The sequence below is a fragment of the Streptomyces sp. AK08-02 genome, assembly GCF_033795085.1.
GTDB classification, from domain to species: domain Bacteria; phylum Actinomycetota; class Actinomycetes; order Streptomycetales; family Streptomycetaceae; genus Streptomyces; species Streptomyces echiniscabiei.
Genome location: NZ_JARAZV010000014.1, coordinates 241,692 through 265,715 on the forward strand (window position 1 = coordinate 241,692; position 24,024 = coordinate 265,715).

Annotated in this window: 16 protein-coding genes, 1 tRNA gene and 1 pseudogene; 6 read left to right on the forward strand and 12 right to left on the reverse strand. The window is 67.3% G+C overall.

Annotated elements, in window-relative coordinates; genetic code table 11:
- Window positions 1-529: 529 nt before the first annotated feature.
- Window positions 530-1,027, forward strand: a complete 498-nt coding sequence (locus PV734_RS45905; RefSeq protein ID WP_415924282.1) for a hypothetical protein — start codon at window positions 530-532, stop codon at window positions 1,025-1,027.
- Window positions 993-1,361, forward strand: a pseudogene (locus PV734_RS45910) (hypothetical protein); the annotation flags it as partial. The gene PV734_RS45905 and the pseudogene PV734_RS45910, both read left to right, overlap by 35 nt.
- 138 nt (window positions 1,362-1,499) lie before the next feature.
- On the opposite strand, the gene PV734_RS29065 reads toward PV734_RS45910, so the two are convergent.
- The 3 genes from PV734_RS29065 to PV734_RS29075 all read right to left on the reverse strand — a co-directional run bounded on the left by PV734_RS29065 (window position 1,500) and on the right by PV734_RS29075 (window position 8,890).
- Window positions 1,500-1,997 (reverse strand): hypothetical protein, encoded by a 498-nt coding sequence (locus PV734_RS29065; protein WP_319292639.1) that lies wholly within the window; start codon window positions 1,995-1,997, stop codon window positions 1,500-1,502.
- 6 nt (window positions 1,998-2,003) lie between these two features.
- Window positions 2,004-7,436, reverse strand: coding sequence for a DUF6531 domain-containing protein (locus tag PV734_RS29070; RefSeq protein ID WP_319292641.1), 5,433 nt, complete (start codon window positions 7,434-7,436; stop codon window positions 2,004-2,006).
- A 125-nt stretch (window positions 7,437-7,561) separates the two neighbouring features.
- A complete protein-coding gene (locus PV734_RS29075; RefSeq protein WP_319292643.1) occupies window positions 7,562-8,890 on the reverse strand; it encodes an ISAs1 family transposase in 1,329 nt (442 codons plus the stop codon).
- 1,568 nt (window positions 8,891-10,458) lie between these two features.
- Between PV734_RS29075 and PV734_RS29080 the strand changes: the two genes are divergently transcribed.
- Window positions 10,459-10,971, forward strand: a complete 513-nt coding sequence (locus PV734_RS29080) for a hypothetical protein (protein WP_319292645.1) — start codon at window positions 10,459-10,461, stop codon at window positions 10,969-10,971.
- 225 nt (window positions 10,972-11,196) lie between these two features.
- Here the strand turns inward: PV734_RS29080 and PV734_RS29085 are convergent, their stop codons facing one another.
- Window positions 11,197-11,520, reverse strand: a complete 324-nt coding sequence (locus PV734_RS29085; RefSeq protein ID WP_319292647.1) for a helix-turn-helix transcriptional regulator — start codon at window positions 11,518-11,520, stop codon at window positions 11,197-11,199.
- An 87-nt stretch (window positions 11,521-11,607) separates the two neighbouring features.
- Between PV734_RS29085 and PV734_RS29090 the strand changes: the two genes are divergently transcribed.
- Together PV734_RS29090 and PV734_RS29095 are read left to right on the forward strand one after the other, a co-directional pair.
- Complete coding sequence (locus tag PV734_RS29090; RefSeq protein ID WP_319292649.1) at window positions 11,608-12,519, forward strand: hypothetical protein; 912 nt, start codon at window positions 11,608-11,610, stop codon at window positions 12,517-12,519.
- 137 nt (window positions 12,520-12,656) lie between these two features.
- On the forward strand, window positions 12,657-14,276 hold the full coding sequence (locus PV734_RS29095; protein ID WP_319292651.1) for a hypothetical protein: 1,620 nt from the start codon (window positions 12,657-12,659) through the stop codon (window positions 14,274-14,276).
- Window positions 14,277-14,532: 256 nt separating this feature from the next.
- On the opposite strand, the gene PV734_RS29100 is transcribed toward PV734_RS29095, so the two are convergent.
- The 7 genes from PV734_RS29100 to galU all read right to left on the reverse strand — a co-directional run bounded on the left by PV734_RS29100 (window position 14,533) and on the right by galU (window position 20,284).
- Window positions 14,533-14,606: transfer RNA gene (locus PV734_RS29100), tRNA-Ala, on the reverse strand.
- A 148-nt stretch (window positions 14,607-14,754) separates the two neighbouring features.
- On the reverse strand, window positions 14,755-16,008 hold the full coding sequence (gene glpR, locus PV734_RS29105) for a gephyrin-like molybdotransferase receptor GlpR (protein ID WP_319292653.1): 1,254 nt from the start codon (window positions 16,006-16,008) through the stop codon (window positions 14,755-14,757).
- A 276-nt stretch (window positions 16,009-16,284) separates the two neighbouring features.
- A complete protein-coding gene (locus PV734_RS29110) occupies window positions 16,285-16,890 on the reverse strand; it encodes a GNAT family protein (RefSeq protein ID WP_319097892.1) in 606 nt (201 codons plus the stop codon).
- A 26-nt stretch (window positions 16,891-16,916) separates the two neighbouring features.
- Window positions 16,917-17,468, reverse strand: coding sequence for a MogA/MoaB family molybdenum cofactor biosynthesis protein (locus PV734_RS29115; RefSeq protein WP_319292655.1), 552 nt, complete (start codon window positions 17,466-17,468; stop codon window positions 16,917-16,919).
- Complete coding sequence (moaC, locus tag PV734_RS29120) at window positions 17,465-17,947, reverse strand: cyclic pyranopterin monophosphate synthase MoaC (protein WP_319097890.1); 483 nt, start codon at window positions 17,945-17,947, stop codon at window positions 17,465-17,467. The genes PV734_RS29115 and moaC overlap by 4 nt, the downstream gene beginning before the upstream one ends.
- A 106-nt stretch (window positions 17,948-18,053) precedes the next feature.
- A complete protein-coding gene (gene glp, locus PV734_RS29125; RefSeq protein WP_319097888.1) occupies window positions 18,054-19,376 on the reverse strand; it encodes a gephyrin-like molybdotransferase Glp in 1,323 nt (440 codons plus the stop codon).
- 5 nt (window positions 19,377-19,381) lie between these two features.
- Entirely contained in the window at window positions 19,382-20,284 is a 903-nt protein-coding gene (gene galU, locus PV734_RS29130; protein WP_319097887.1) for a UTP--glucose-1-phosphate uridylyltransferase GalU, read from the reverse strand.
- A 110-nt stretch (window positions 20,285-20,394) separates the two neighbouring features.
- On the opposite strand from galU, the gene PV734_RS29135 reads away from it, so the two are divergent.
- Complete coding sequence (locus tag PV734_RS29135; RefSeq protein ID WP_319292657.1) at window positions 20,395-21,003, forward strand: 5-formyltetrahydrofolate cyclo-ligase; 609 nt, start codon at window positions 20,395-20,397, stop codon at window positions 21,001-21,003.
- 81 nt (window positions 21,004-21,084) lie between these two features.
- On the opposite strand, the gene PV734_RS29140 is transcribed toward PV734_RS29135, so the two are convergent.
- On the reverse strand, window positions 21,085-23,841 hold the full coding sequence (locus PV734_RS29140) for a penicillin acylase family protein (protein ID WP_319292659.1): 2,757 nt from the start codon (window positions 23,839-23,841) through the stop codon (window positions 21,085-21,087).
- Window positions 23,842-24,024: the final 183 nt, after the last annotated feature.

Below are 24,024 nucleotides of genomic sequence, written 5' to 3' on the forward strand. Positions count from 1 at the left end.
CTGGTTGGGCCTCCGGTCACTGGGCCTTGCCGCAGGCCAATGTCAGGCTCTCGGAGTCCTACGCAGAAGCCGCTGTCCGGGTAGCAGCACGCTGGTTCACTGGCCGACCCGTGCGGTGGGGGTCAGTGGTCGGGCGGCGCTGGGCCCCTCCTCCTGATGATCCATCGCTCGTACGAGTAGAAGAGCGTGTCTTTCTCGCTCGCGCCGGGTCTTCCCCATCCTCAAGCTCGGTCGCTGTGGACCATCCCGGCCCAACCGCCGTCTGGACGCCGCGCGCGACCCTGGACCATGTCCTGCGGGAATCGCATGTCGACAGCACCACTGATCTTGTCCACGGCTACCTCGACGGGTGGCTGCCGGACGGTCCCATCACCCTTCACTGAGACCAGCCATGGGCTGTTACGCATCTGGTTCGCGCCTCTTCCGGCCGATGAATCCGCTGAGTACGCCTGATCCACGGCCTCCCGCCCGCGACTGAACCCCTCGCTGGAGAGCACGCCGCATCATTCCCTCACGAATAGGAGTGGGCATGTCCCTCCACGCCATCGAAATCACGTTGGTCCGTCCAGCGGTAAAGAAAGAGCTCAAAGCCGCTCGCCGCGAAAGCCGGCTGCCGCTCGTGGTTTCCGCGGACCAGGTCCGGCTATTGACCGTGATCTGCGCGGCAAACCGGCAGGCCGCACTGCGCGGCGTCTGGGCGGCCCTGGAGAACCTGCTGCCTATCGACGCTTTGTGGACCGCGTACGCGGACAAGGACGGCATGCATCTGCTCAGCGTGCAGGTAAGCGAAGAGGTGCACGCAAGGGTGCAGGACGCTGCCGCGGTCGCCGGGCAGGATCCAGACGAGTACGTGAAGCAGTCGTTGCTGGATGCCATCGCCCGCGATCAGGCTAACGCAGCTGCTCGCCTGAACCCGCAAGACCGGCAAGGTCGAGACGAAGACCGTCTACGCGGTCACCAGCCTCCCGCCCGAACAGGCCAGCCCGGCGCAACTCGCCGAACTCGTCCAACATCACTGGTCAGTTGAGGCCCTGCACCACGTCAGAGACGTGACGTTCGGCGAGGACGCCTCGCGAGTACGCACCAGCACCGCACCCCGCGCCATGGCCACCCTGCGCAACCTCGCCATCGGACTCATGCGCCAAGCAGGCTGGACCAACATCGCCGCCGCAGCCGATCACTACAGGTCACACGACCTCAGCACGCGATCGTCATGCTCCGACTCACAGCTTGAGAACCCATCGCCCCTGACCCGGCGCGCCTCGACAAATCGGCAGTCACTGAGAAGAGTTCGCGGCCGATCTCGTCCGAGAACGACCGCTGCAACAGCGGGCCCGCGCGGTGGTGGAGGCAGTCGGTGACGGATTTGGTCTTCCAGTTTCCCCCGCCGTATTTGGACTCCCAGCGGCGGGCGTCGTCCGCGGCATCGGCCTGGCGATAACGAAAAGGCGCCTCCCATGTTTGATGACCAGGGGAGGCGCCTTTAGTCACACTTCCGCTTACCTAACCAGGTGGCACATCGACCGCAACCGAGCCATCAGGTCAGGCTTAAGCCTGACCTTGAACTCGACCAGGCGCCCCGGATCGGAGAAGCCGAACATCGCTTTTGTGTCACCGAATCTCCGTGCCGCCCGCCCGTCTGCGAAGCGAATCTGCAGACCGTCTGCGTACAGTCGCACTTCGCAGTTGGAACCTTCCAGGTCGGATTCATCGAACGACACGCATGGAACACCCGGATCGATCTTGGTTTCGGTAATATCGAGTACGTCTTCGACGCACTCCGGCCGAACGAGGTCGAGCAGCACGACCTCCACCACCTCACCGCTGTTCCTGTCCGTCTTGACCTCGACCAGGGACTCCCCAATCTCCAGCACAACGGATCGCGGGGCGTCTTGGAGGCGCGAGTAACCCTCCCACTGAACGGTCAGAGGGACGTATTCATCCACCTCAACGTGGTAATCCCGACCCGGTCCTACTCCCAGAATTGCGAACGGCATCCGCTGTCACCCCAGCCTTCGCGCGTGCTTCAGCACTGGATTGCCCACCCCACCTTTCGCTGGGACGATGATCAACTCCCAGCCGTGGCTCAGGACTCTCCGACCGTACTGCATGCCGTACGCAGTTGCCGCATCGACCGCCCTGACCAAACCGGTCAACATCTCCTCGGTCTTCATATTGCGCGAGAACCCGTTGTACATGATCTCTTCGGCGATGTGCTTCGTCGCGTTCGGATGCACCCAGACCTGACGGCCGCCTGCGGTCAGTAGGTTGAACGACTGCGGCAGCATCGTATTGGCGTACACGGGTTGCGTCGCAGCAATCCTCGTCCAGACGGAGACAGTGGCGTATTCAGCCCCTTCGAGAGCAAGGCGTTTCCCTCCCCCTACTGGGAAAGGCACCATGCTCGCGTACAAACCGGCGTTGTACATCGGCGGGCAGGTGACCTGGGCGCCGCTGAGGGAGGTGAAGGCACCGAACGTGAAGCCGTCGAGGAAGCCGAGGCTTGCCTGACCTGAGGCTTCGATCGCTCCCCTGGTGATCTTGTCGGAAAGGGCCTTCGCCGACTGAACCGCTGGGGGCTGCGTCGCGGTCTCGCGGTCCTCCTGGGCGCAATTGTTGTTCCAGCCCCAGTTGCCTGTGAACAGGTCCTTCATCTGCGTGGTGACGCTGCACATGCCGCTCGCGTCGGTGCGGCTGGTCGGTGCATTCTCCACGTAGGCGTATGACTGCGTGTACGGCGTGCTCGCGTCCGGGACGTAGGGGTCACGGCTGGTGAAGCGGCCCGTGTTCGGGTCGTAGTTGCGGGCCCGCAGGTTGATGCTGGTGGCGACCGCGTCGAAGTCGTTCCGGATGGTCTGGTCGGTGTACTCGCCCGTGAACCCGAAGCGGTTGAGCGGTGCGTCCTCTGCGCCGATGTTCAGGTTCGTGGCGTTCTCGCCGAACGGTCCGAAGGTGTAGTTGGCGATCTCCCTGCCGGTGGAGTTGGTGAGGTCGGTGACCGTGCCGATCAGGTCGTGGTGGTAGTAGAAGGCGCCCTGCGGCTGTTTGGTGGATTCGATCTGGCCGAGCTCGTTGTAGGCGTAGGACCGGACGACGGAACCGGTGCTTTCCCCTGCCAGCAGCGGGAGTTCGTTGTTGATGTCCCAGGTGTACGACGTGGTGGTGCCGCTCTTGACCGAGGTTGCGCGGTTGCCGTCGACGTCGTACGTGTAGGCGGTCGTTCCCTTCGACTTCAGACGGTTGATGGCGTCGTAGGCAAGGGTGTCGATTCCGTCGGTGGTCTGATTGCCGTCGGCGTCATAGGCGTAGTTGGTGGTGGTGGCGCCGGTGACCGCCTTGGTGAGCTGGTCCGCGGCGTCGTAGTGGTAGGTCGTCCCACTGGTGGGGCTTGTCTGTGTCAGGCGGTTGCCGACCTTGTCGTACGTGTAGGCCGTGGTCGGTGAACCGGACGGGCAGGTGTCGGCCTTGGTAGCGGAGGAGCAGTCGCCCTTCAGCCGGCCGGCCTCGTCGTAGGTGTAGTACTCCGACTTGGCCGCGGTGCTGCCGGTGTTGTTCCGCACCTGGTCGACCCGTTGCGGACGGCCGTCCCCGTCGAGCACCCCGTGCCAGGACGACAAGGTTTTGGTGCTGTTCGAGCTGACGACGTCAGTGAGCATCAGGGCACGGTCGTAGGTCCTGGTTTCGGTGTACCCATTGGGCAGGGTGACGCCAGTCAGCAGGCCCGGGAAGGCGTGGGCGTAGGTCGTCTTGAGGCTGTTGGTGGTGGCCGTGAGGCGGTCACCGTCGGAGTCGTAGGTGTAAGCGGTCTGCTGTCCGTCCGGGTTGGCCCGGCTGGTCAGATGTCCGGCGTCGTCGTAGCCGTAGGCGAAGGTCTTGCTGGTCGGCAGGGTTACGGTCTTCAGCCTGTCGACGGCGTCGTAGGCGAAGGTACGTGTGCCCGTGGCGTCGACGACCTGACGGCGATTGCCGGCCAGGTCGTAGGCGATGGATGTCGCCGGGGTCGAGTCGCTGTATGTGCTTCCTGTGAGCCGGTTCAAGGCATCGTAGGTGTTCGTCGCGACGGTGCCGCGGGCATTCGTCGTCTGGTCAACATTGCCGTCGGCGTCGTAGCGGTGGGTAACGGTGCGGTTGAGCGGGTCCACGACCGATGTCAAACGGTGGGCGGAGTCGTAGCCGTATGTGGTGGTGTGCTGGTTGTCGTCGGTCCGGGTGCGCACGTTGCCGGACGTGTCGTAGGTGTAGGCAGTGGTGCCTCCGTCCGGGGCAGTGACCGTCTTGATACGTCCGAGCGAGTCGTAGGCGTAAGTCGTGCGCCGTCCGCTCGCGTCTTGCGAGGCGGCCAGTTGGCCGAGGTTGTCGTATTCGCGGGTCTGCCGGCGGCCGTATGGGTCGGTGACGCTGGTCTGGTTGCCCGCAGCGTCGTAGCCGTATGTGGTGGTGTAGTCCGAGGCCGTGTTGCCAGTGAGGTAGCCGCGGGGATCGGTCTGCGCCGACTGGAGACCGTCGGTGTTGTAGGCCCAGGTCTGTTTGCGTCCGATGGGGGACGTTTCCGAGGTGCGGTTGCCGTCGGCGTCGTACCCGTAAGAGGTGGTCTTACTCAACGGGTCGGTCACCGTCTGAAGAAGATCGGCAGACGTGTAGGTGTACTTTGTGACCTTGTTCAACGGGTCGGTGACCTGGGCGACGTTTCCGTTGGCGTCGTAACCGGTCAGCGTGATGTGGTTCAGCGGGTCGGTAACCTTGATCGGCCGGTCGAAGGCGTCGTACTCAATGCTGGTCACGGCGCCCGTCGGGTCGACGGACTTGATGAGGCTTCCGTTGTCGTCGTAGCCGTACGTGGTGGTGAACTTCGCCGCATCGGCACCGGCGACATTGCCACGCGGCGTCGTCATCGAGGAGCGGCGACCGGCACCGTCATAGCCAAAGGTTGTCCGACGGCCGGTTTCATCCACAGCAGCCGTCTGGTTGCCCCGGACGTCGTACTCCATCGTGGAGTACTTGCCGTCAGAACCGGTGACCCTGGTCGGCTGGTTCGCCTTGTTGTACTCGTACGAGGTGATCTGCCCCAGCGCGTCAGTGACGGTCTTGACGTTGCCGTTGTCGTCGTAGCTGTACGAGGTGGTCCGGCGCTCCGGATCCGTGACCTTCGACATGCGCCCTTGGACGTCGTAGTCGTAGCTTGTGGTGTACGCGGCTGGGTTGGCTCCTGCCACGTTTCCTCGGGGATCCGTCTCGGTCTTCAAGCGCTGGGCGGAGTCGTATGCGTAGCTCGTCTTCCCTCCGCCCGGCGCCGTCACCGACTCAACGAGACCTGCGCTGGTGTAGGTGTAACGGGTAATACCACCGCGCGGCGCGGTCTCTGTCTCGATCTGTCCATTGGGTGTGTAGGTGTAAGACGTGGTGCCTGCCGGGCCTGTGGCGGTCTTTACTCGGTCACCGCTGCCGTTGTACTCGAACGACGTGCTGTAACCACGGCCATTCGTCACGGACTTGATCCGGTCTGAGATATCGAAGACGAACTTCTCCGTCACCCCGCCCGTCTCCTGGGTGGCGAGATTGCCTCGGGCATCGAACGTCCGCGTGATCTTGTTGAAGTTGGCGTCGTACACGGCCGTGGCGTTGAGGTTCTGGTCGTAGGCACGGTCGGTGCCTCCACCCTCCGGACGGTAGCTGCGCATGAGGACACCGGCCTCGTAGATGTCCGTCCAGATGCCTCCCGCCGGGTCAGTCACATTCGACTCACCAGATCCTGCCGGAGCGTCCGTCGCAGCCTTCCAAGTGAAGCTGAACTTGCCTCCGTTGGCATCGATCTGGCTGCGGATCCGCCCGGTGGTCTCGTCGTAGGTGTTCTGGGTGACGGTGTTGCCTCTGGGGTCGACGACTGTGGCCAGCCGCCCACCGGTGTACGTGTATTGGGTGACCCCGCCGTCAGTGCCGGTAACCCTCGCCAACTGACCGGCCTCGTAGCCGTAGGTCACCTTGCGCCCGTTGGACAGCGTCACGGAGTTGAGCCGTCCCGTGGGCGCATCGACATCGACCGTGGTCTCCCGGCCGGCGGCATCCGTGATCTTCGTGAGCTTCGTATCGGAGTAGGTGAACGCCAGCCCCTGTCCGGCGCCGTCGAGCCAGCCGGTCAAACGGCCCGATGAATTGAAGACACGGCTCGCATGATCGGTGCTGGTCACCGTGAAGCCGCTACTGGTCTGGGCCAGCACGTAGCGCACCGGCTTGGGCGCCGTGAAGGTACCGTCGCTCTGCTTGGTGAACTCGACTTTGGCGCCGTCCGGTTCGGTCAGGGTGACGGTGCTGGCGGCCACCGTCAGGCTGGCCTCGAACGGCAGTTTCCATCCCTTGCCCAGCAGCCCGCCCGTGTCGGTCGCGGCCGACGAGTAGGAACGGGAAAGGGCCAGCGGAAGACCTTTGCCGGACATGACCGCGTCAGTGACGGTTTCTGTGACGGTGCCGGTGGCTGTGTTCACCGGGTCGGCGATCAGCATCTGGAACCAGCAGGTGCACTGGCCGGACAGGCCCTCGCCGATTCCCGGCGTATAGATTGCCGGGGCGCCGGGAGAAGTAACCGCCGTCGTCCACTTGGTCGGCAGGTAATACTCGCGGTAGGTCGGCTTCGTCTGGTCCGGAACCTTGTAGAAGTGGTTGGTCATTTGCGTCGCGTAGGAGAGCTTCGCGTAGTAGACCGTGCCCACCTTCCCGACGAGCAGCCCGTCCCGGAGGGACCAGACACAGTTCATGGGTGCGCTGTTGTCCGCGTTCCAGCGCCTACACAGGCTGGTGGTCTCCGCGCTCGAGAAGGTGTCCCTGCTTGTCAGCCGGGTGGCCACCAGTTGGTTGTCCGACGCCCGGTACAGCTGCATACGCAGCATGACTGGCGGAACGTTCGTACCTTCCGTCCAGTTTGCCTCCACGTACCATGTCGTCCGGCCAGGCCGGTAGTTCGGGTACACCTTGGGGCTGACCGGCGGATTCGCCTTCAGCGCCGTGGCCACTCCGGCGGGATCCAGCTGAGACTCGTCGTTGACGATGTATGTGGAGCCCCAGAGGGCCCCCTCGAAAGACGGGTCAGCCTCGGCTGCCGCCGGAGCCGCCGCAGCGGAAAGCTCAAGCTTGCCGGCAGCGGTCTGAACCGAGTCAAGGCTCTCGTCGGCCGTCCCGCTCAGCGCCTGTTGCATCGGCTTGCTGTGCCGCAGAGCGGGGCGCATCACCGAGAGTTGCTCATCGCGCTTGACCTGCGCCTCACGCTGCTTGCGGGTCATCGCCTTCACAGGCTTGAGAGGCTTCGATATCTGGGCCGCCGGACGGCCCTGGTCGCTGGAGTCGCCATCGGCTGCCGCCACCGGACCCGCCGACAGGGCGCCACCGCTGAGAAGCGCAAAAAACGTCGCGAGTACCACGACAATCCGGGCAGCGGCCGGAAACACCGGTCTCGATCTACCCCGCATAGGCAAAGTCACTGCACATCCCCGTTTCCGCATAAGAGTCACAAGATCCTCAATGACTCACGGACTGTAGCCTTGCCGATCAAGGGCATGTCAACAACAGGTATTCAGCCGACACCTCCTGATGTCGCACTCGAAACGCACCGTCTTGCCTCCGGCTCTGCGTCCCGCACCGCACTTGCCCACGGGCACGCCGAGCAGAAGCAGCTTCTGGCGGCCTCTCCGTCCAACCCCAACTCAACTCCGGTAGAAAGTAGTTGAGGTGACAGGGGCGATGGGTTCTCAAGCTGTGAGTCGGAGCATGACGATCGCGTGCTGAGGTCGTGACCTGTAGTGATCGGCTGCGGCGGCGATGTTGGTCCAGCCTGCTTGGCGCATGAGTCCGATGGCGAGGTGCGCAGGGTGGCCATGGCGCGGGGTGCGGTGCCGGTGCGTACTCGCGAGGCGTCCTCGCCGAACGTCACGTCTCTGACGTGGTGCAGGGCCTCAACTGACCAGTGATGTTGGACGAGTTCGGCGAGTTGCGCCGGGCTGGCCTGTTCGGGCGGGAGGCTGGTGACCGCGTAGACGGTCTTCGTCTCGACCTTGCCGGTCTTGCGGTGGGTGCGGCGGCGCTTGATCTCCATGGCCTGGACGGCGTGCGGGAGGAGCAGGCCGGGACCGACGGTGCAAACCTTCGGACGGCGGACCTCGCGGCGGCCGTGTCCGGCCCCGGTGGTGCGGGCCTGCAGCGGGATCTGCTTCCAGGGCAGGTGCCGCAGCTGCTTGCGCAGATTCTTCTGGTTGCCCTTGACCACCAGGAGGTAATGGCCGCCGGCGGTGATGACGTGTTCGGCGTGGGCGCGCTGGGTGTGCATCGCGTCGGCGGTGACGACGACGCCCTGCAGGTCGATCTGGTCCAGCAGCGGGGCGAAGGCGGGGATTTCGTTGCTCTTCGCGGCGGTCTGGCGCTGGGCGATCACGGTCTGGCAGGCGTGGAGCGCGGCGGCGAGCAGGTGGACGGCGGTGCCGTCGGTGCGGGATCCGCGCACGGTCTTGCCGTCGACGGCCAGACCGACCAGGGTGTCGCCGCCTTCGTCGACCGGGTCGGCGGCGTACCGGGCGAGCCAGGCGCCCACGGCGTCGTCCAGGGCATCGCCGTCCAAGCGGGCCAGGAGTCGTCCCAGGGTGGAGGCGTTTGGCGTGCTGGACGTCAGTCCGAGTTGTCCGCGCAGGTCGGAGTCGGTATCGGCGGCGAAGCGGGCAATGGCCGCCAGGGACGTGGCTCCGCCGAGGACGGCGACCATGCACAGCGCAAGCAGGGAGCCCAGGCGGTAGCGGCGGCCCCGGACCCGCCGGGGATCGGGGATCCGGCCCAGCACGTCCGCCAGGCAGGTGAGCTGTGACGGTTCCGGGCAGGTGGAATCGGTGTCCGCGCAGTGGCGCCGCCAGGACACCGATCAGGGAGGATGGCACGCGAACGCGACCCCTGTTCGTGATCAAAGGCTTCGAGAACCTTGATCATCAGGGGTCGCGTCTCTCGTTGCTGAACCGGGCGAACCGACCACGGCGGCGCATACGCAGACGATCAGCTCATCTCACCGACTGAGAACGCATCAGCCCTGATATCGGTCGTGGTACATGAAGCACTCAAAGGGCCAGGGGTGTCGCACTAGAGATCTTCAATGGCTGAGGTTACGGCGGTTCGAAGTCGAGGCCGGTCTTGGCGATGAGGCCGTTGATGATCGCGTTGAGCAGGCGGGCGTAGTCGGTCTCGGTGAAGACCCTGCGCCGGCCCTTGGCGGGGCCGCGAGCAATGGTCCGTCACAGAGAGACGGCGGCGGACCTGGGCGCCCGGCTCTGCTTCGAAGGCGAAGCCGGCCAGGGCCTGAGGCCGCCCAAAGGCCGCACCCGGGGGCCGCCGCGGCCACACGTCCATCGTGCGAGTCACCGCTGCGGGCACCAAATGCGTCTCCATGGCGGCACTGATCTGCACCAGGCCCGGCCACCGGTCCCGGCTGATCTACCGCACGCACCTCGACCGCGGCCCGGTACGAGGACGGCAACACCCTCGCGTCCAACTCCACCGACCAGGCCGACACCAGCCGCACCCCCACCGGCGACCTCACCCCCGCCACCGGCCCTTTCGCCGGCTCCGCCGCACCGCGATCGTCGGTCTCGGGACCGGTCACCGACCCGTCTGCGGACAGGATCTCGCTCATCGTCTCCCGTGTGATCTTCAACCGGGACACCGCCCCTTCTTGCTCGACCAGAAGGACCGTCAACTCCTCGATCTGCCCGCGCGGTTCAGCAATCCGATCCCGTACAACAGCCTCCCGCCGCTCCAGCTCCTCCAGCCACGACACCATCGCCGCCTCCCAGCCCCGAACCCTGGACACGACGAACCGGCAAACCATCCGCGGCAGCAACAACCCACCACGACGATCTCACTACGGGAGAACTACACCCACCCCGATTCCCCAGGGGTATGCGTGCAGGGACGAGGCCAGTCGGCAGGCGGTAGCGGACGAGCAGCTGGCACTGTACGCGAGCGCGCTCGGGTGTCCGCCGGGCTTGCTGTGCCGGGATCCGTAACTGAACGGCATCGGAGTAGGGCTGGGCCACCACCGCAAGCGCGGCTCGCTGGCTGCGGGCGCGCTGCGCGGCATCCACGCAAACTGGCCTTGCCCCCGGTTGCCCACAACACGCCTCCAACCAGAACCCTGCCCGCCGGACGGGCCAATCGCCCTCTGTTGAAAGCCACTTACGACAACAGGGTGAGCGAACCATCCGCCGCACGGCAACTTCCAGTCTGCCCACGCAAACCTCGCCGTCACCACGGCGGGCCAGGTCTGCAAGCTCTTCGGATGCGACTTTCTGGGGAAGTGCCTCTTGCGCAGGGCCAAATCTTGCAAGGCCCCGCGCAAGGCCATGCGCTGGCTCTAGAGTGAGGGTTGCTTGCAAGGTGCGGAAAAGCTTGCGCGCAACTGGCCTAACAGAACAGCTTCTGATGTGGAGTCAGTCCATGAGTGAGATGCTCTTTCAGCGTCTCGACGCGGAGGAACGCGCCGCTCGGGAGCTGGCCAGCCGTCTGCGCGCGGAGATCGCCGAGGTGGAGGAGCGGTTGGCCGCACTGGCGATCACGCGGCGTACTGCAGCCCAGCTCCTCGAAGAGGTACCCGCGGAGCACGCTACTGAGAGCGGGCGTCCTCCCGAGAACGGCAGCGGGACTTCTCCGCGGCCCTCCATGGATGACGCTTCAGAAACCACCAGGCTGCATGAAGAGTCGAGCCTCGGCAAGCAGCAGCCTTCGACGCCCTCTGGCCCACTTACGGAGCTGAACCGGAAGATCGTCACGCTGGTGGCCTCGGCAGATCGACCAATGAGCCCCAAGGACGTCGTCATCCCTCTGGTCGACAAGGGCGCACCGCGAACAGAAATAGAACGGATGCGTCACAGGCTTAACCGCCTGGTGACCAAGGGATACCTGCAGCAGGTTGGACGAGGCCTGTACGCCGGCACGGAGGTGAAGCAATAGGAAGGGCCGCTTAGCAGCACGTCCACTGTCGTGAAGGATCAGCACGGCGTGGACGAGGGTGAATTGGTGGTGCCGCCAAGGGATCAGTCTCGGCGGCACCGAGCATGTGAGTCCGGTTAGGGGCTTCTGCATGCCGTTTTTGAGGGTAGCCCACCGCTGGGCTACCTGTGGCCTGCTGAGCCCAATCCATCCTGCCTGCGCAGATACCGTGCGGGTTCCGGAGGTTCAGCAATGCATCGATCCCGGATCATTGGTGCCCGGGTAGAGACCAACACCGAGCCCGTCCTCCAGACGGCTCAGCGTCGCCACATCCGGCCAGCTACTGCCGGCGAGAAGATTAGCGATGGCCTGGCGGTTGACGCCGCTGAGAGTTGCTACCCGCCGCAGCCCCAGTCCCTGGATGGTCATCTGCCTGGTCAGAGCCTGTGCGACGGCCTGCACCACCCTAGCCTGGGGGTGGTCAACGAACGTCGCCTCGGGCCAGTTCTCCGGGTCCCGAGCCAGCTCCCGCGGCGGCACACTGCGGCCTCGCCCTCCGGTCATGCGCATGCGCTCCTGACAGTCGAAGTGCACACTCACGAAACAGGTGGCCGTTTGTGTAGCCACCACTCGTGGTGTGTTCCTTTGGAGACGGACATGAGCGGCGCGATCCTCGGCTACCAGCCGTCGGAGGAACCATCGGAATGGCCCCTGGTCGCCGATGGGGTTCGCATGGTGGCGGCTGCGACCTGCGATTCCGTCCCGTACCCGGTGCCGAAGCTGATGCTCGCGCTCTCCGGTCTCGCTGTGTACGCGGAGCGCGTCGGCATTGCCCGCGACCCGCTGGCCTGGCTGGCACCAGAGGTGATGACGCGTTACCTGCTCGCGCGGACGAAACTCGAAGGCAGTTCCATCCAGACGTACCGGAGCATCCTGCTTCGTATCCGTGAGGCGCTGCTGTGGCTGGAGTACGGGCAGCAACCCACGCCTCGGATGAGCGCCAAGCGGCAGCGCGCCGCCCCGTACACCCCGCCGGAACTCGCCCGCTACCTGATGTGGGCCCGCGGTCTGCCCTCTACATCCGCCCTCGGCGGCAGTGCCCTGGCTCTGCTGGCCCTCGGTGCAGGCTGCGGGCTGACACACCGAGAAGTGCTGGCTACCCGCGGCGCCGACATCACCGTGTTGCCGTCCGAGGCGGTGGTCGTAGCAGTGCCAGGCAGCGAGCGGCTGGTGGTCTGCCGGGCGATGTGGGAAGAAGACCTCGCCGCGCGGGCTCGCACTGTCGGCGACGGGTACCTGTTCCTGCCCCAACGCCAGGTCACCGACCCGAAGAACGGTGTGTCCAACTGGGCGAAGCGCACTCTTAAGGGCGCTTCCGGACTTCCCGATCTGAAGCTGGCCCGGCTGCGCAGCACCTGGATTGTCGAGCTGCTGCGCCAGCGCGTCCCGGAGGATGTCATCGCTGCGGCGGCGGGCATGAAGTCGACGGCCGCGCTGGCCCCCTACCGCGCGTCGGTCCCCCCGCTCACCACCGCAGCCGCCACCCGCATGCTGCGTGGCTCGGCATGAGAACTCCCGCCGACGACCCCCGCTATCAACCCGGCAATGGCCGTCCCCGCCGCCCCTACCCGCGTTCACACGAGCCGTCCGAAATATCTGACAGCAAGGTCAAGAAGCTTCGTCGCACTCTCGAACAGAGCGGCGTCGTGGACATGGTCGAGGCACAGTTTGCAGGGCTGCCGGGCCCGCCCGGCTACCCCATCCGTCTCGTTCTGCTCGGTCTGGTCTGCGCAAGCTACGAGAGAACCAGCAGCAATCTCGACGACGCCTTCGAGGTCATCACGTTCGGCACCAGTGAGCAGCTGCGCGTCGAACTCTCCATCCCCACCTGCGACATCGAGGATCAGGACGCGGTCAACGCGTTGTACAACCGCTTCCACCGTGCATGGACACGCATGAACCGTCTGCTGGACGCGGCGCCGCACCAGCGGCGCAGCCGGCTCCCCAGAGCGGCAGGACGGAGAGTAGCTGCCCGCTGGAACGGCGATCGCGGACAGCCGGCCCTCCGCCATCTGGAAGAGCTCGCCAACCGGCTGGTCACCGCACCGGTGCGCACCGCCTTTGCCAAAGGCCTGATGCGCCACTGGCGTGGCGACACAGCGATTGACACCACCTGCGTGCCGACTTGGGCCCGGCCCCACACACGCAAGCGGTCCGCGCTGGAGGCGAGCGCCAACTGGCATTACAAGGGCGGCGGTGACCGAGAGTTCGGCTACAGCGCCACCCTCGCCATCGCGGCCCATGCCGACCCGGACCGCGCCGGCCGCTACCCCCAGCTCATCCTCGGCATGGTGCTGCACACGCCCGAGAAGGACATGGGTCGCCATGCACAGTACGTCAGCGCTGTCCTGGCCCAGCTCACCGAACTCCGCGGCTTCACGGCGGCCGACCGTGCCTACACAAAGCTCTTTCCCAAGAACTTCCACCAGCCGATGCGTGCCCTCGGCTACATGCCCGTGCTCGACTTCACCAAGATCCAGGTCGCCGATGAGGCGGAGCGCTACCACCAGGGCGCCATCGCCAAAGTAGGTCGACTGTTCTGTCCCCTCACCCCGCGCCGGTTGCTCGACCTCTACTGGCAGATTCGCAGCGCCAAGAACGAGCGTGAGCGCGTACCGCTGCGAGAGCAGCTTCAGGAGATCGAGCCGTACACGCTCACTCGCAAGGACACCCTCGACGACCGCGGCACCGAGCGGTTCGCCTGCCCCATCACCAAGCTCAATTGCCCTTGGGCACAAGAGCGTGAGGGCAACGGCACGCCGAAGAAGAAGGAGCCCGTACCGGTCGTCATCAATCTCGACGCCCATAGGGAGCGCACTGCGCACCCCGCCAACCGGCCCACCGTGGCACCCCCCGACCTTCCCATCGAGGACCGCCCTAAGTGCTGTCGCCAGTCCTCTGTCACTGTGCAGGCACACGTCATGCCCCGTACGCGACAGGAACTGCCCTGGCAGACACCTTCCTGGGCCTTGGCTTACCAGACGCTGCGCGCACACATCGAGGGCGGCAACGGGCGCCTGAAATCTGTCGACTCCGCCTTGCATGCCCGTGAGAGACGTCAGCCGCGAGGCCGCGTCGCGCAGACTCTCCTGTCCGCCATCACCGTCATGGTGCACAACATCAAGGAACTTGAGCAGTACCTGGTCGCCAGCAAGATGAGTCCCGTCACCGGCCTCGACCTTGAGCCGAGCGATGTCCTTCCGCCCTACCCGACGGCTGAGGAGCCAATCACGCCCCGCCCCCGGGTGTTGAGCCGCAGCCCCTGACCGGGCGGACACCCCGTAATTGAAGATCGACACGTCGCGAGACTGCAGGAGTCTGACTCCACGCCTGCGGTCCCTGCGGCATGCCCGCATCTCTATCCCCGGTCCGTTCTGACGCGGTTCGCCGTGCTTCCCGGCGGCCCGCCAGGCCGACTTTCACACAAGTAGAGGCCCAAACGACGAGATCCCGATCCGACGATGACCGTCGGATCGGGATCTCGTGAACAGTTCGTAGGCGAACCCACGAACGGCCCTGCGGTGGACCTGTGGGGATTTGAACCCCAGACCCCCTCGATGCGAACGAGGTGCGCTACCAGACTGCGCCACAGGCCCTTGCAACGAGTGAAACTCTAGCATCCCGATCCGGGTGCTCGGAAATCCGTTCCGCGCTGGTCAGTCGGGGCCGACGCACGCTCTCCCACCTGCCCGGAGTGCTGCCGAGGGCGACCCGGAACAGCCGGGAACGGCCGAGCGGCGCTCGCTACTCGTTGGCTGCCCTGGGCCGCTCGCCGTCCTCGTACTGGTCGAACAGGGGCGTACGGCCGCGCTCCCGGGCCCTGCGGGCGGATGCCGCGCGGCGCGCGTCGGTGCGACCGTCCGCGTCCTCGGGGCCCAGCTCCGCGTCGGACTCCGACGACAGGTCCTCGTCCGTCTCCGCCGCGTCCTCCGCCGGCATCTGCTCGTCCGCCGACGCCTCCGACTCGCGGCCCACCGTGCTGGACCGCGCCGCGCTCCAGGCGTCCGGGGCGCCGAGGTCCACGTCGGAGGTGGCGCGGGGGGCGACCGGGGCGGTCACGTACGTCGGCAGCGGTACCGGGACCGGGTCCCAGCTGTCGCCGTGGCCGGGGCGGCGCTGGCGTTCGCGCTGCTGGTCGACCCACTCCGCGTGGTCGGTCTGCTCGACGAGCGCACGCCTGTCGGCGGCGAGCGCGGACAGCCCGGGGTCCGTCTCCGGCTCCGGGTGCTCGTCCTGCTCCTCGGCGCCGGGGTCGGTGGACGGCCGCCGCCGGGGCTGGCGCTCACGCAGTCGCTGCGCGGCGAGTTCGGCCTGGCGCCGGTCCATCTGGTAGGTGAAACGGCGCCGTTCCTGCGTACGCAGATAGGCGATGTATCCGCTCAGCATGACCGCCGGGACGGCGGGGGCCCAGAGAAGGGCGAGTCCGCCGACCGCCGCGACGATCGCGCCGAGCGTGAAGGCGATGAACAGCATCACCGTCGTACGCCGACGGCGCGCGAGGACCTTCGAGCGCCGGGCGCGCGCGGCGGCTTCCGCCGAGGTGCCCGCGCTCCGACGAGCCGCCGGTACGCGCTCACGCTTCCGTTCCCTCGCCGGAGCCGACGCCGGAGCCGACGCCTGTGCGTGCTGCTCCCGCTTCGGCGCCCTCGGCTGTTCGTGCGCCTGCGCCGGTGACTGCTCCTGGTGCGCCTGTGCCTGTACCTGGACTTTTGCCTTGGGGCGGGTCGTGGGTGCGGCGAAGGCCCGGACGTCCACCGAGTCGGTGGCACCCTCCGGGTCTCCGGCGCTGTGCTCCCCCTCGTCGGCGGAGCGCGCCCGCAGGTCCTTGGCGTACCGGCGCTCCATGCCCGCCCGTCCGGACAGAAGCCGGATGGCGGTGCTGAAGCGTTCCGTCGGACGAGCCTCGTTCAGCTCGTCCTGCCTACGGAGCCACATCGGCACCAAGTAGGCGGCCCAGGCCCCGACAATGACTGCGTAGATGAGGCCGCTGCTGCTCACGCCTCACACGGTAGAGGGGTTTGCGTGAGGCCATCTGCCAATTGAGCCGGTGTGTCGCACGATCTGGCTGATATTTCGAGCTTTTTTTGTGATCGATGCGATCAGCGGGTCATCGAAGGCGTGAATTTAGCGTCCCAAGTCGATCGTCGGACAGACGCCAGTTGGTCGTCGGCCGACCGTTCGGCGGTCGCCTGCCAGGCCTCTGACAGGCGTCTGACAGACATCTCGCAGGCATCCGCCGGTCACAACCGAATATTTTTCGAACATTTATTCAATTTACGCGGGATTCCTCGGGGTGTTCTGGGAGCGTGCCCGCTGCCAGCGGCTCAGCAACCCTTCCGGTACCTCTTCCGCGGTGAGCGCGAAGACGAGATGGTCGCGCCAGGCGCCGTCGATGTGGAGATAACGGGGTCTGAGTCCCTCCTCGCGGAATCCGAGTTTCTCCACCACCCGGCGGCTGGGCCCGTTCTCGGGACGAATGCAGACTTCGACCCGGTGCAGTCCGACCGTGCGGAAACAGTGGTCGACCGCGAGTGCGACCGCCGTCGGCATGACACCGCGGCCCGCCACCGCCTCGTCCACCCAGTAGCCGACGTGGCCCGAGCACATCGAGCCCCAGGTGATGCCGGCGACCGTCAACTGGCCGACCAGCTGCCCCTGGTAGTCGATGGCGAAGGGCAGCATCCGGCCCGCGTTCGCCTCCGCGCGCAGATGCCGGATCATCTGACGGTAGGTCGGCCGGTGGGCGATCGGGCCGCTGGGCGTGGGCGGCGGGATCGTAGCCTCCCAGGGCCGCAGCCAGTCCCGGTTGCGCCGGTTGATCTCGCGCCAGATCCGCTGGTCGCGCAGCCTGACGGGCCGGAGGACGACATCGCCTTCCACCAGCTCGACGGGCCATGACGGGCTGTTCAGCTCGCACCCCCGCTGGTTCCGGCGGGTCTTGGGTGATCGCCGCCCCTGATCTGGTCCACGGCGTGTTTCAACAGGGGCTCCAGGACGGACAGTCCGTCCTTCACCCCGCCGGTGGAACCCGGCAGATTGACGATCAGCGTCCCGCCCGCGACTCCGGCGAGTCCGCGCGACAGCGCCGAGGTCGGCACCTTGTCCCGGCCGAACGCCCGGACGGCCTCGGCGATGCCCGGCACCTCCCGGTCGAGCACCGCGCCGGTCGCCTCCGGCGTGCGGTCGGTGGGCGAGATGCCGGTGCCGCCCGTGGTGACGATGACGTCGTACCCGGCCTCGACACCGGCCCGCAGGGCGTTCTCCACGGGGTCGCCGTCGGCCACGACCCACGGTCCGTCGACGGCGAAGCCGAACTCCTCCAGCCCCGCCGCGATCAGGGGGCCGCCCTTGTCCTCGTACACGCCCGCCGCCGCGCGGTTGGACGCGGTGACGACCAGGGCGGCGTAGGGCGCGAGCAGCGCGCCGCCGGCGTCGTAAGGCAGCGGTACCGGCGTCATGACCTGCTCCAGGTGCCCGACTTGCCGCCGGTCTTCTCCTCCACCCGGACGTCCGTGATGACCGCCCCCTTGTCGACCGCCTTGACCATGTCGATCACGGTGAGCGCGGCGACCGAAACCGCTGTGAGGGCCTCCATCTCGACGCCCGTACGGTCCGTCGTCTTCACGGTGGCCAGGATCTCGACGGCGTCGTCCGCGACCGACAGGTCCAGTTTCACACCCGACACCGACAACGGGTGGCAGAGCGGGATGAGATCCGGGGTCCGCTTGGCGCCCATGATGCCCGCGATCCGCGCGGTGGCCAGGGCGTCCCCCTTGGGGACCCCTTCTCCGCGCAGCAGCTCGATCACACGCGGCGATACCAGGACACGGCCGCTGGCACGGGCGGTGCGCGCGGTCACCTCCTTGGCGGATACGTCGACCATGCGGGCGGCGCCCGTCTCGTCGATGTGCGTCAGTCGGTCGTCCTGCGTGCTCATGTGCTGCGGCGCTCCCGGTCGGGCCTGTTGTGCGCGACACGGTACTCCCAACCGGCGCCCCTCAGCCGCCCCGCCCACCCGGTCGGGCGGGCCCCTGCCGCCCCGGTCAGCCGAGCAGCACGACCTCGACCTCGGCGCCGGGCTCCACGGACTCCTTGTCCTCGGGCACGACGATCAGCGCGTCGGCGTGGGCGAGGGCCGCGATCAGGTGTGATCCGGCGCCGCCGACCGGCGTCACCCGGCCGTCCGTGTATGTGCCGCGCAGGAACTGCCGGCGGCCGGCCGGAGAGGTGAGCGCCTTGTCCGTCGCCAGTACCGCCCTGGTCGTGGGCCGGTGGATCTCCTTGAGGCCCATCAGGGCACGGATCGCGGGCCGCACGAACAGCTCGAAGGAGACGTACGACGACACGGGGTTGCCCGGGAGGGCGAGCAGCGGGGTGTGGTCGGGGCCGACGGTGCCGAAGCCCTGGGGCTTGCCGGGCTGCATGGCGAGCTTGCGGAAGTCGACGCCGGCGCCGGGTTCGTCCTCGTCGGCGACGTGCGAGAGGGCCTCCTTGACCACGTCGTAGGCACCCACGCTGACGCCTCCGGTGGTGACGACGAGGTCGGCGCGGACGAGCTGGTCCTCGATGGTGGAGCGGAGGATCTCGGCGTCGTCGGCGACCGCGCCCACTCGGTAGGCGATCGCCCCGGCGTCCCGGGCCGCGGCGGTGAGGGCGAAGCTGTTGGAGTCGTAGATCTGGCCGCCCGTGAGCTTCTCGTCGGGCTGGATCAGCTCGCTGCCGGTCGACATGACGACGACGCGCGGGCGCGGGCGCACGCGCACGGTGCCGCGGCCGATCGCGGCGAGCAGGGCGATCTGCGGCGGCCCGAGGACGGTGCCCTCGGCGAGGGCACGGTCGCCGGCCTGGACGTCGCTGCCCTGTGCGCGCACGTGCGCGCGTGCCGGTGCCGGGCGGTGCACGCGGACCTGGCCGAAGGCGCCGTCGGGGTCCGCGCTGCGGGCGCGCATCCCGGTGACGGGGCCCTCGCCGAGGCCCCCGTCGGTCCACTCCACGGGGACGACCGTCTCGGCGCCGGGTGGCAGCGGGGCGCCGGTCATGATGCGGGCGGCCTGGCCGGGGCCCACGTGGAGCAGTCCGTCCTGGCCGGCCGCGACGTCCCCGATCACCGTCAGAGCGGCCGGGAACTCCTCGCTGGCGCCCGCGACATCGGCGACCCGGACCGCGTACCCGTCCATGGAGCTGTTGTCGAACGGCGGCAGGGAGACCTGCACCGTGACGTCCTCGACCAGGACGCAGCCCTGGGCGTCGAGGATCTGCAGCTCGATGGGTTCGAGGGGGCGGACGGTCGCGAGGATGTCCTCCAGGTGCTCGTCCACCGACCACAGGTGGTCCTGGCCGGTGGTGCGGGGCGCGGTGCTGCTCAACGTTGCTACATCTCCTCGGCTACGTAACTGCGAAGCCAGGTCCGGAAGTCCGGGCCCAGGTCCTCACGTTCGCATGCGAGTCTGACAATGGCACGCAGGTAGTCGCCACGGTCCCCGGTGTCATAGCGGCGGCCCTTGAAGACGACACCGTGCACGGGGCCGCCGACCTTCTCGTCGTCGGCGAGCTGCTGGAGGGCGTCGGTGAGCTGGATCTCGCCGCCGCGGCCGGGCTCGGTCTCGCGGAGTATGCCGAAGATGTGCGGGTCGAGGACGTAGCGGCCGATGATCGCGTAGTTCGACGGGGCGTCCGCCGCCTCCGGCTTCTCGACCAGGCCGGTGACCTTGACGACGTCGCCGTCGTCGGTGGCCTCGACGGCCGCGCAGCCGTACATGTGGATCTGTTCGGGAGCGACCTCCATGAGGGCGATCACGCTGCCGCCGTGCTGCTCCTGGACCTCGATCATGCGCTGGAGCAGGGGGTCGCGGGGGTCGATGAGGTCGTCGCCGAGGAGGACGGCGAAGGGCTCGTGGCCGACGTGCGGGGCCGCGCACAGGACTGCGTGGCCGAGGCCCTTGGGGTCGCCCTGGCGGACGTAGTGCATGGTCGCGAGGTCGCTGGACTCCTGGACCTTGGCGAGTCGCGCGGCGTCGCCCTTCTTCTGAAGGGCGGACTCCAGCTCGTAGTTGCGGTCGAAGTGGTCCTCAAGGGGGCGCTTGTTGCGTCCCGTGATCATGAGGACGTCGTCGAGGCCCGCGGACGCGGCCTCCTCGACCACGTACTGGATCGCCGGCTTGTCGACGACCGGCAGCATCTCCTTGGGAGTGGCCTTGGTGGCCGGCAGGAACCGGGTGCCGAGGCCTGCTGCGGGGATGACAGCCTTGCTGATCCTGGGGTGCGACTCAGTCATGGCGGCAACCTTATCCGCAGCCTTTGTGCTGATTCTGTGGCGCCGATGAACTGATGCTCATATCCACATATGAAGCACATGAGAACACCGGACACGATAGTGGGAGCGTCATGGGAGCAGAGCCCGACAAGCGCACGTCACGGCGGGATCTCCTCGCGGTGAGGGGCGGGCTGACGGCCGCCGACGTCGAGGCGGCGGGGGCCGACCTGGCCGCCCGCGCGCTCGGCCTGCCCGAGCTCGCGCACGCGCGCACGGTGGCCGCGTACGTCTCCGTCGGCACCGAACCCGGCACCCGGGCGCTGCTCGACGCCCTTCACGCGCGCGGGGTGCGGGTCCTGCTGCCGGTCCTCCTCCCGGACAACGACCTCGACTGGGGCGTGTACGCCGGTGAGGGGTCCCTGGTGGAGGTGCGGCACGGCGGGCGGATGGCCCTGCTGGAGCCGGCCGGTGACCGCCTCGGGGCGGAGGCCGTGACGGGCGCCGACGCCGTCCTGCTGCCCGGCCTGGCCGTGGACGACCGCGGGATGCGCCTCGGGCGCGGTGGGGGCTCGTACGACCGCGTGCTGGCCCGGCTGGAGCGCTCGGGCGTCGATCCGGCCCTGGTGGTGCTGCTGTACGACTCGGAGGTCGTGGCGCGGGTGCCGGCCGAGCCGCACGACCGGCCGGTGCACGCGGTGGTCACCCCGTCGGGGGTACGGCGCTTCCACGGCCTCTCCTGAGGCGAGAACACGAACCGGCTCTCCACGCGCGCGTGGAGAGCCGGTTCGTGTTCTCGGGGACCTTCGGGGACTATCGCGCGCTCACGACGGTTTCAGCAGCAGGGTGTCGCTCGTGCTGTCGTCGACCGCCTTCTCCGTGAAGGACCAGTCCAGCAGTTCGCCCTGGACCCACTTGCTCGTCTGGTCGGTGTAGTGGTCGCTGAAGGCGTGCCCGGAGGCTCCCGTCAGGTTGATCCACTTCGACTTGTCGAGGTCGCCGAGGTTGACCACCATCCGCATCGACGGCACCCAGACGACGCCGTAGCCGCCGGCCGCGTTCCAGCCGGTCGCGTTGACCGTCGCCTCGCCGCCGCCGAGGTTCCAGGGGCCGCGGTTGAGGATGTACTGGACGAAGTCGGGGCCCTCGGTGCCCAGAGTCTGGTTCTTCAGGAACAGGCGGTGCAGCCGGCCCCAGCTCCAGGTGTCGATGTCCTTGCCGAGCTTGGCGGTCAGCTCCCAGCGGGCGTCCGACATGGCACGCGCGAACAGCCCGTCACGAGTGGTCACGGCCTTCTCGGTGCGGGTCTTCGGCGTGCTCCACCAGTCGTTGTCCTGGTCGTTGATGATCTTGCGGACCACCTCGAACCAACGGTCGCCACCGTCCGGCTGCGCCTGGTCCGCGTCCCGCTGACCGCATTCGAGCACGGGCTGGTCGGCGTCGGCGGGGCCGGTGTTGTTCACCGGCCTGACGTACAGGCACTGGCCCTTGACGCGGACCTCCTTGGGCAGCTTGTTGCCGAAGGCGAGCTTCAGGATGTTGCGCCAGACCGAGTTGAAGTACGCCGCCGCCGCCGAGTCGGCGTCCTGGGTGTAGTCCCAGCCCACGAGGAGCTTCTGCGCCTCACGGACGTACTTGTCGTCGACGTCGATCGCCAGCAGCTTGGGCACCAGCAGCTTGGCGATCTCGCTGCTGTTGTCCAGCTGCATCTGGCGCATGTCGTCGGTGGAGATCTTGCCGCCACCCTTGATCTTCGAGGCGATCAGGTCGGCGATGCGCTGGCTGCGGGTGCCGTAACCCCAGTCCGTGGTGAGCGTGTACGGATACTTGGCCTTGTCGACGACGGCCTGGTTGGCGGTCACGATGTAGCCGCGCTCGGGGTCGAACTCGAAGGGCAGCTCGGCCTGCTTGAGGTAGCCCTTCCAGCGGTACTTGGAGTCCCAGCCGGGCACCGGGAGCGAGCCGTCGTCGCCCGCCGCGCGCGTGGGAATGCGTCCCGGCATCTGGTAGCCGATGTGGCCCGCGGTGTCCGCGTAGACCAGATTCTGCGAGGGCACGTCGAAGGAGGCCGCGCCCGCGCGGAACTCGGTCCAGTTCGACGCCTTGTCGATCAGGAAGACGGCGTCCATGGAGGTGCCGGGGTCCAGCGCGGTCCAGCGCAGCGCGATGCCGTAGCCGTCGCCGCGGTCGGGGGCCGCGGTGTCGACGGTGGCCTTTTTGCCGACCTGGACCAGCTCGTCGTCGCGGTCGGACAGGAGAGGCCCGTTCTCGGTCTCCCGGACGACGATCTCCTTGGACGCGCCGCCGGCGACCTTGATGGTCTCCTCGCGCGTGGTGAAGGGCTTCGTCTTGCCGTCGTACAGGTAACCGTCGCCGGAGAGCTTCTCCAGGTAGAGGTCGGTGACGTCGGCGCCCGAGTTCGTCATGCCCCAGGCGATGTCGCCGTTGTGCCCGATGATCACACCGGGCATGCCCGCGAAGGTGTACCCGGAGACGTCGTACTGGCACTTGGCGGAGACGCTGCGGCAGTGCAGGCCCATCTGGTACCAGACGGACGGCAGCGAGGGCGACAGGTGCGGGTCGTTGGCCAGCAGCGGCTTGCCGGTGATGGTGTGGGTGCCCGCGACGACCCAGGAGTTGGAGCCGATGCCGTTGCCGTTCACACCGACGGCCGTCGGGACGTCGTCCAGGACCCGGTAGAGGCCCTCCAGCTGGCTCTGGAAAGCCGCGGAGTCGACGGACGAGGTTCCGGACGTGCCCGAGGACCCCGACTGCGTGCTCGCGCCGCTGCCGCCCTGGACGAACGTCCGCGTCGTCGCGTCGTACGCGCCTTCCTGGACGATCGGCTTGTTCCGGCTGTACGGGTACTCCGGATACAGGTCGGCGATCTGCTGCGGTCCGAGGCGGCTGGTCAGCAGGGAACGGTCGATCTCGTCCTGCATGTTGCCGCGCAGGTCCCAGGCCATCGCCTTCAGCCACGCGACCGAGTCGACCGGGGTCCACTCCTGCGGCTTGTAGTCGTTCTCGAACCCGAGGGCCGCGTACTCCAGGGAGATGTCCGCGCCGTCCTTGCCCTTCAGGTAGGCGTTGACTCCCTTGGCGTACGCCTGGAGGTACTTCTTCGTGGCGGCCGACAGGGTCTTGTCGTACTCCTCCTTGGCCACCCGGTCCCAGCCCAGGGTGCGCAGGAACTCGTCGTTGTCGACCTGCCCCTTGCCGAACATCTCGGAGAGGCGGCCCGCGGTCATGTGCCGGCGGACATCCATCTCGTAGAAGCGGTCCTGCGCCTGGACGTAGCCCTGCGCCATGAACAGGTCGGCGTCCGAGGAGGCGTAGATCTGCGGGATTCCGTAGCTGTCGCGCTTGACGTCGACGGGCCCCGACAGGCCTTCGAGGGTGATTGAGCCCTTGGTCTGCGGGAAGGAGGCCCGGACGGTACTGACGGACCAGTACGCGCCGTAGGCCAGGCCTCCGATGATGGCCAGGACCAGGACAATCACGAACAGTCGGGCTTTGCGCCCCTTCTTCCTGCCGGACTTGCCGGGCTTGTGTCCGGAAGAGCTGGTGGTGGTGGGGGGCATCGCTGTCCTTGCTGTCCTAACGCGAGCGGCAGGCGGTACTGGAGTGCTGGAGCAACCATAGGCGCAGGGCCCGGCGCGACTTGACGCGGAGTCGGGTACGCGAACGGACAGGCATTCGATCATGCCTGTGGAAGTGTCAAGAAATCGTCAAGAGTTAGGTAAGGTAACGAAGTACTTGGTTAC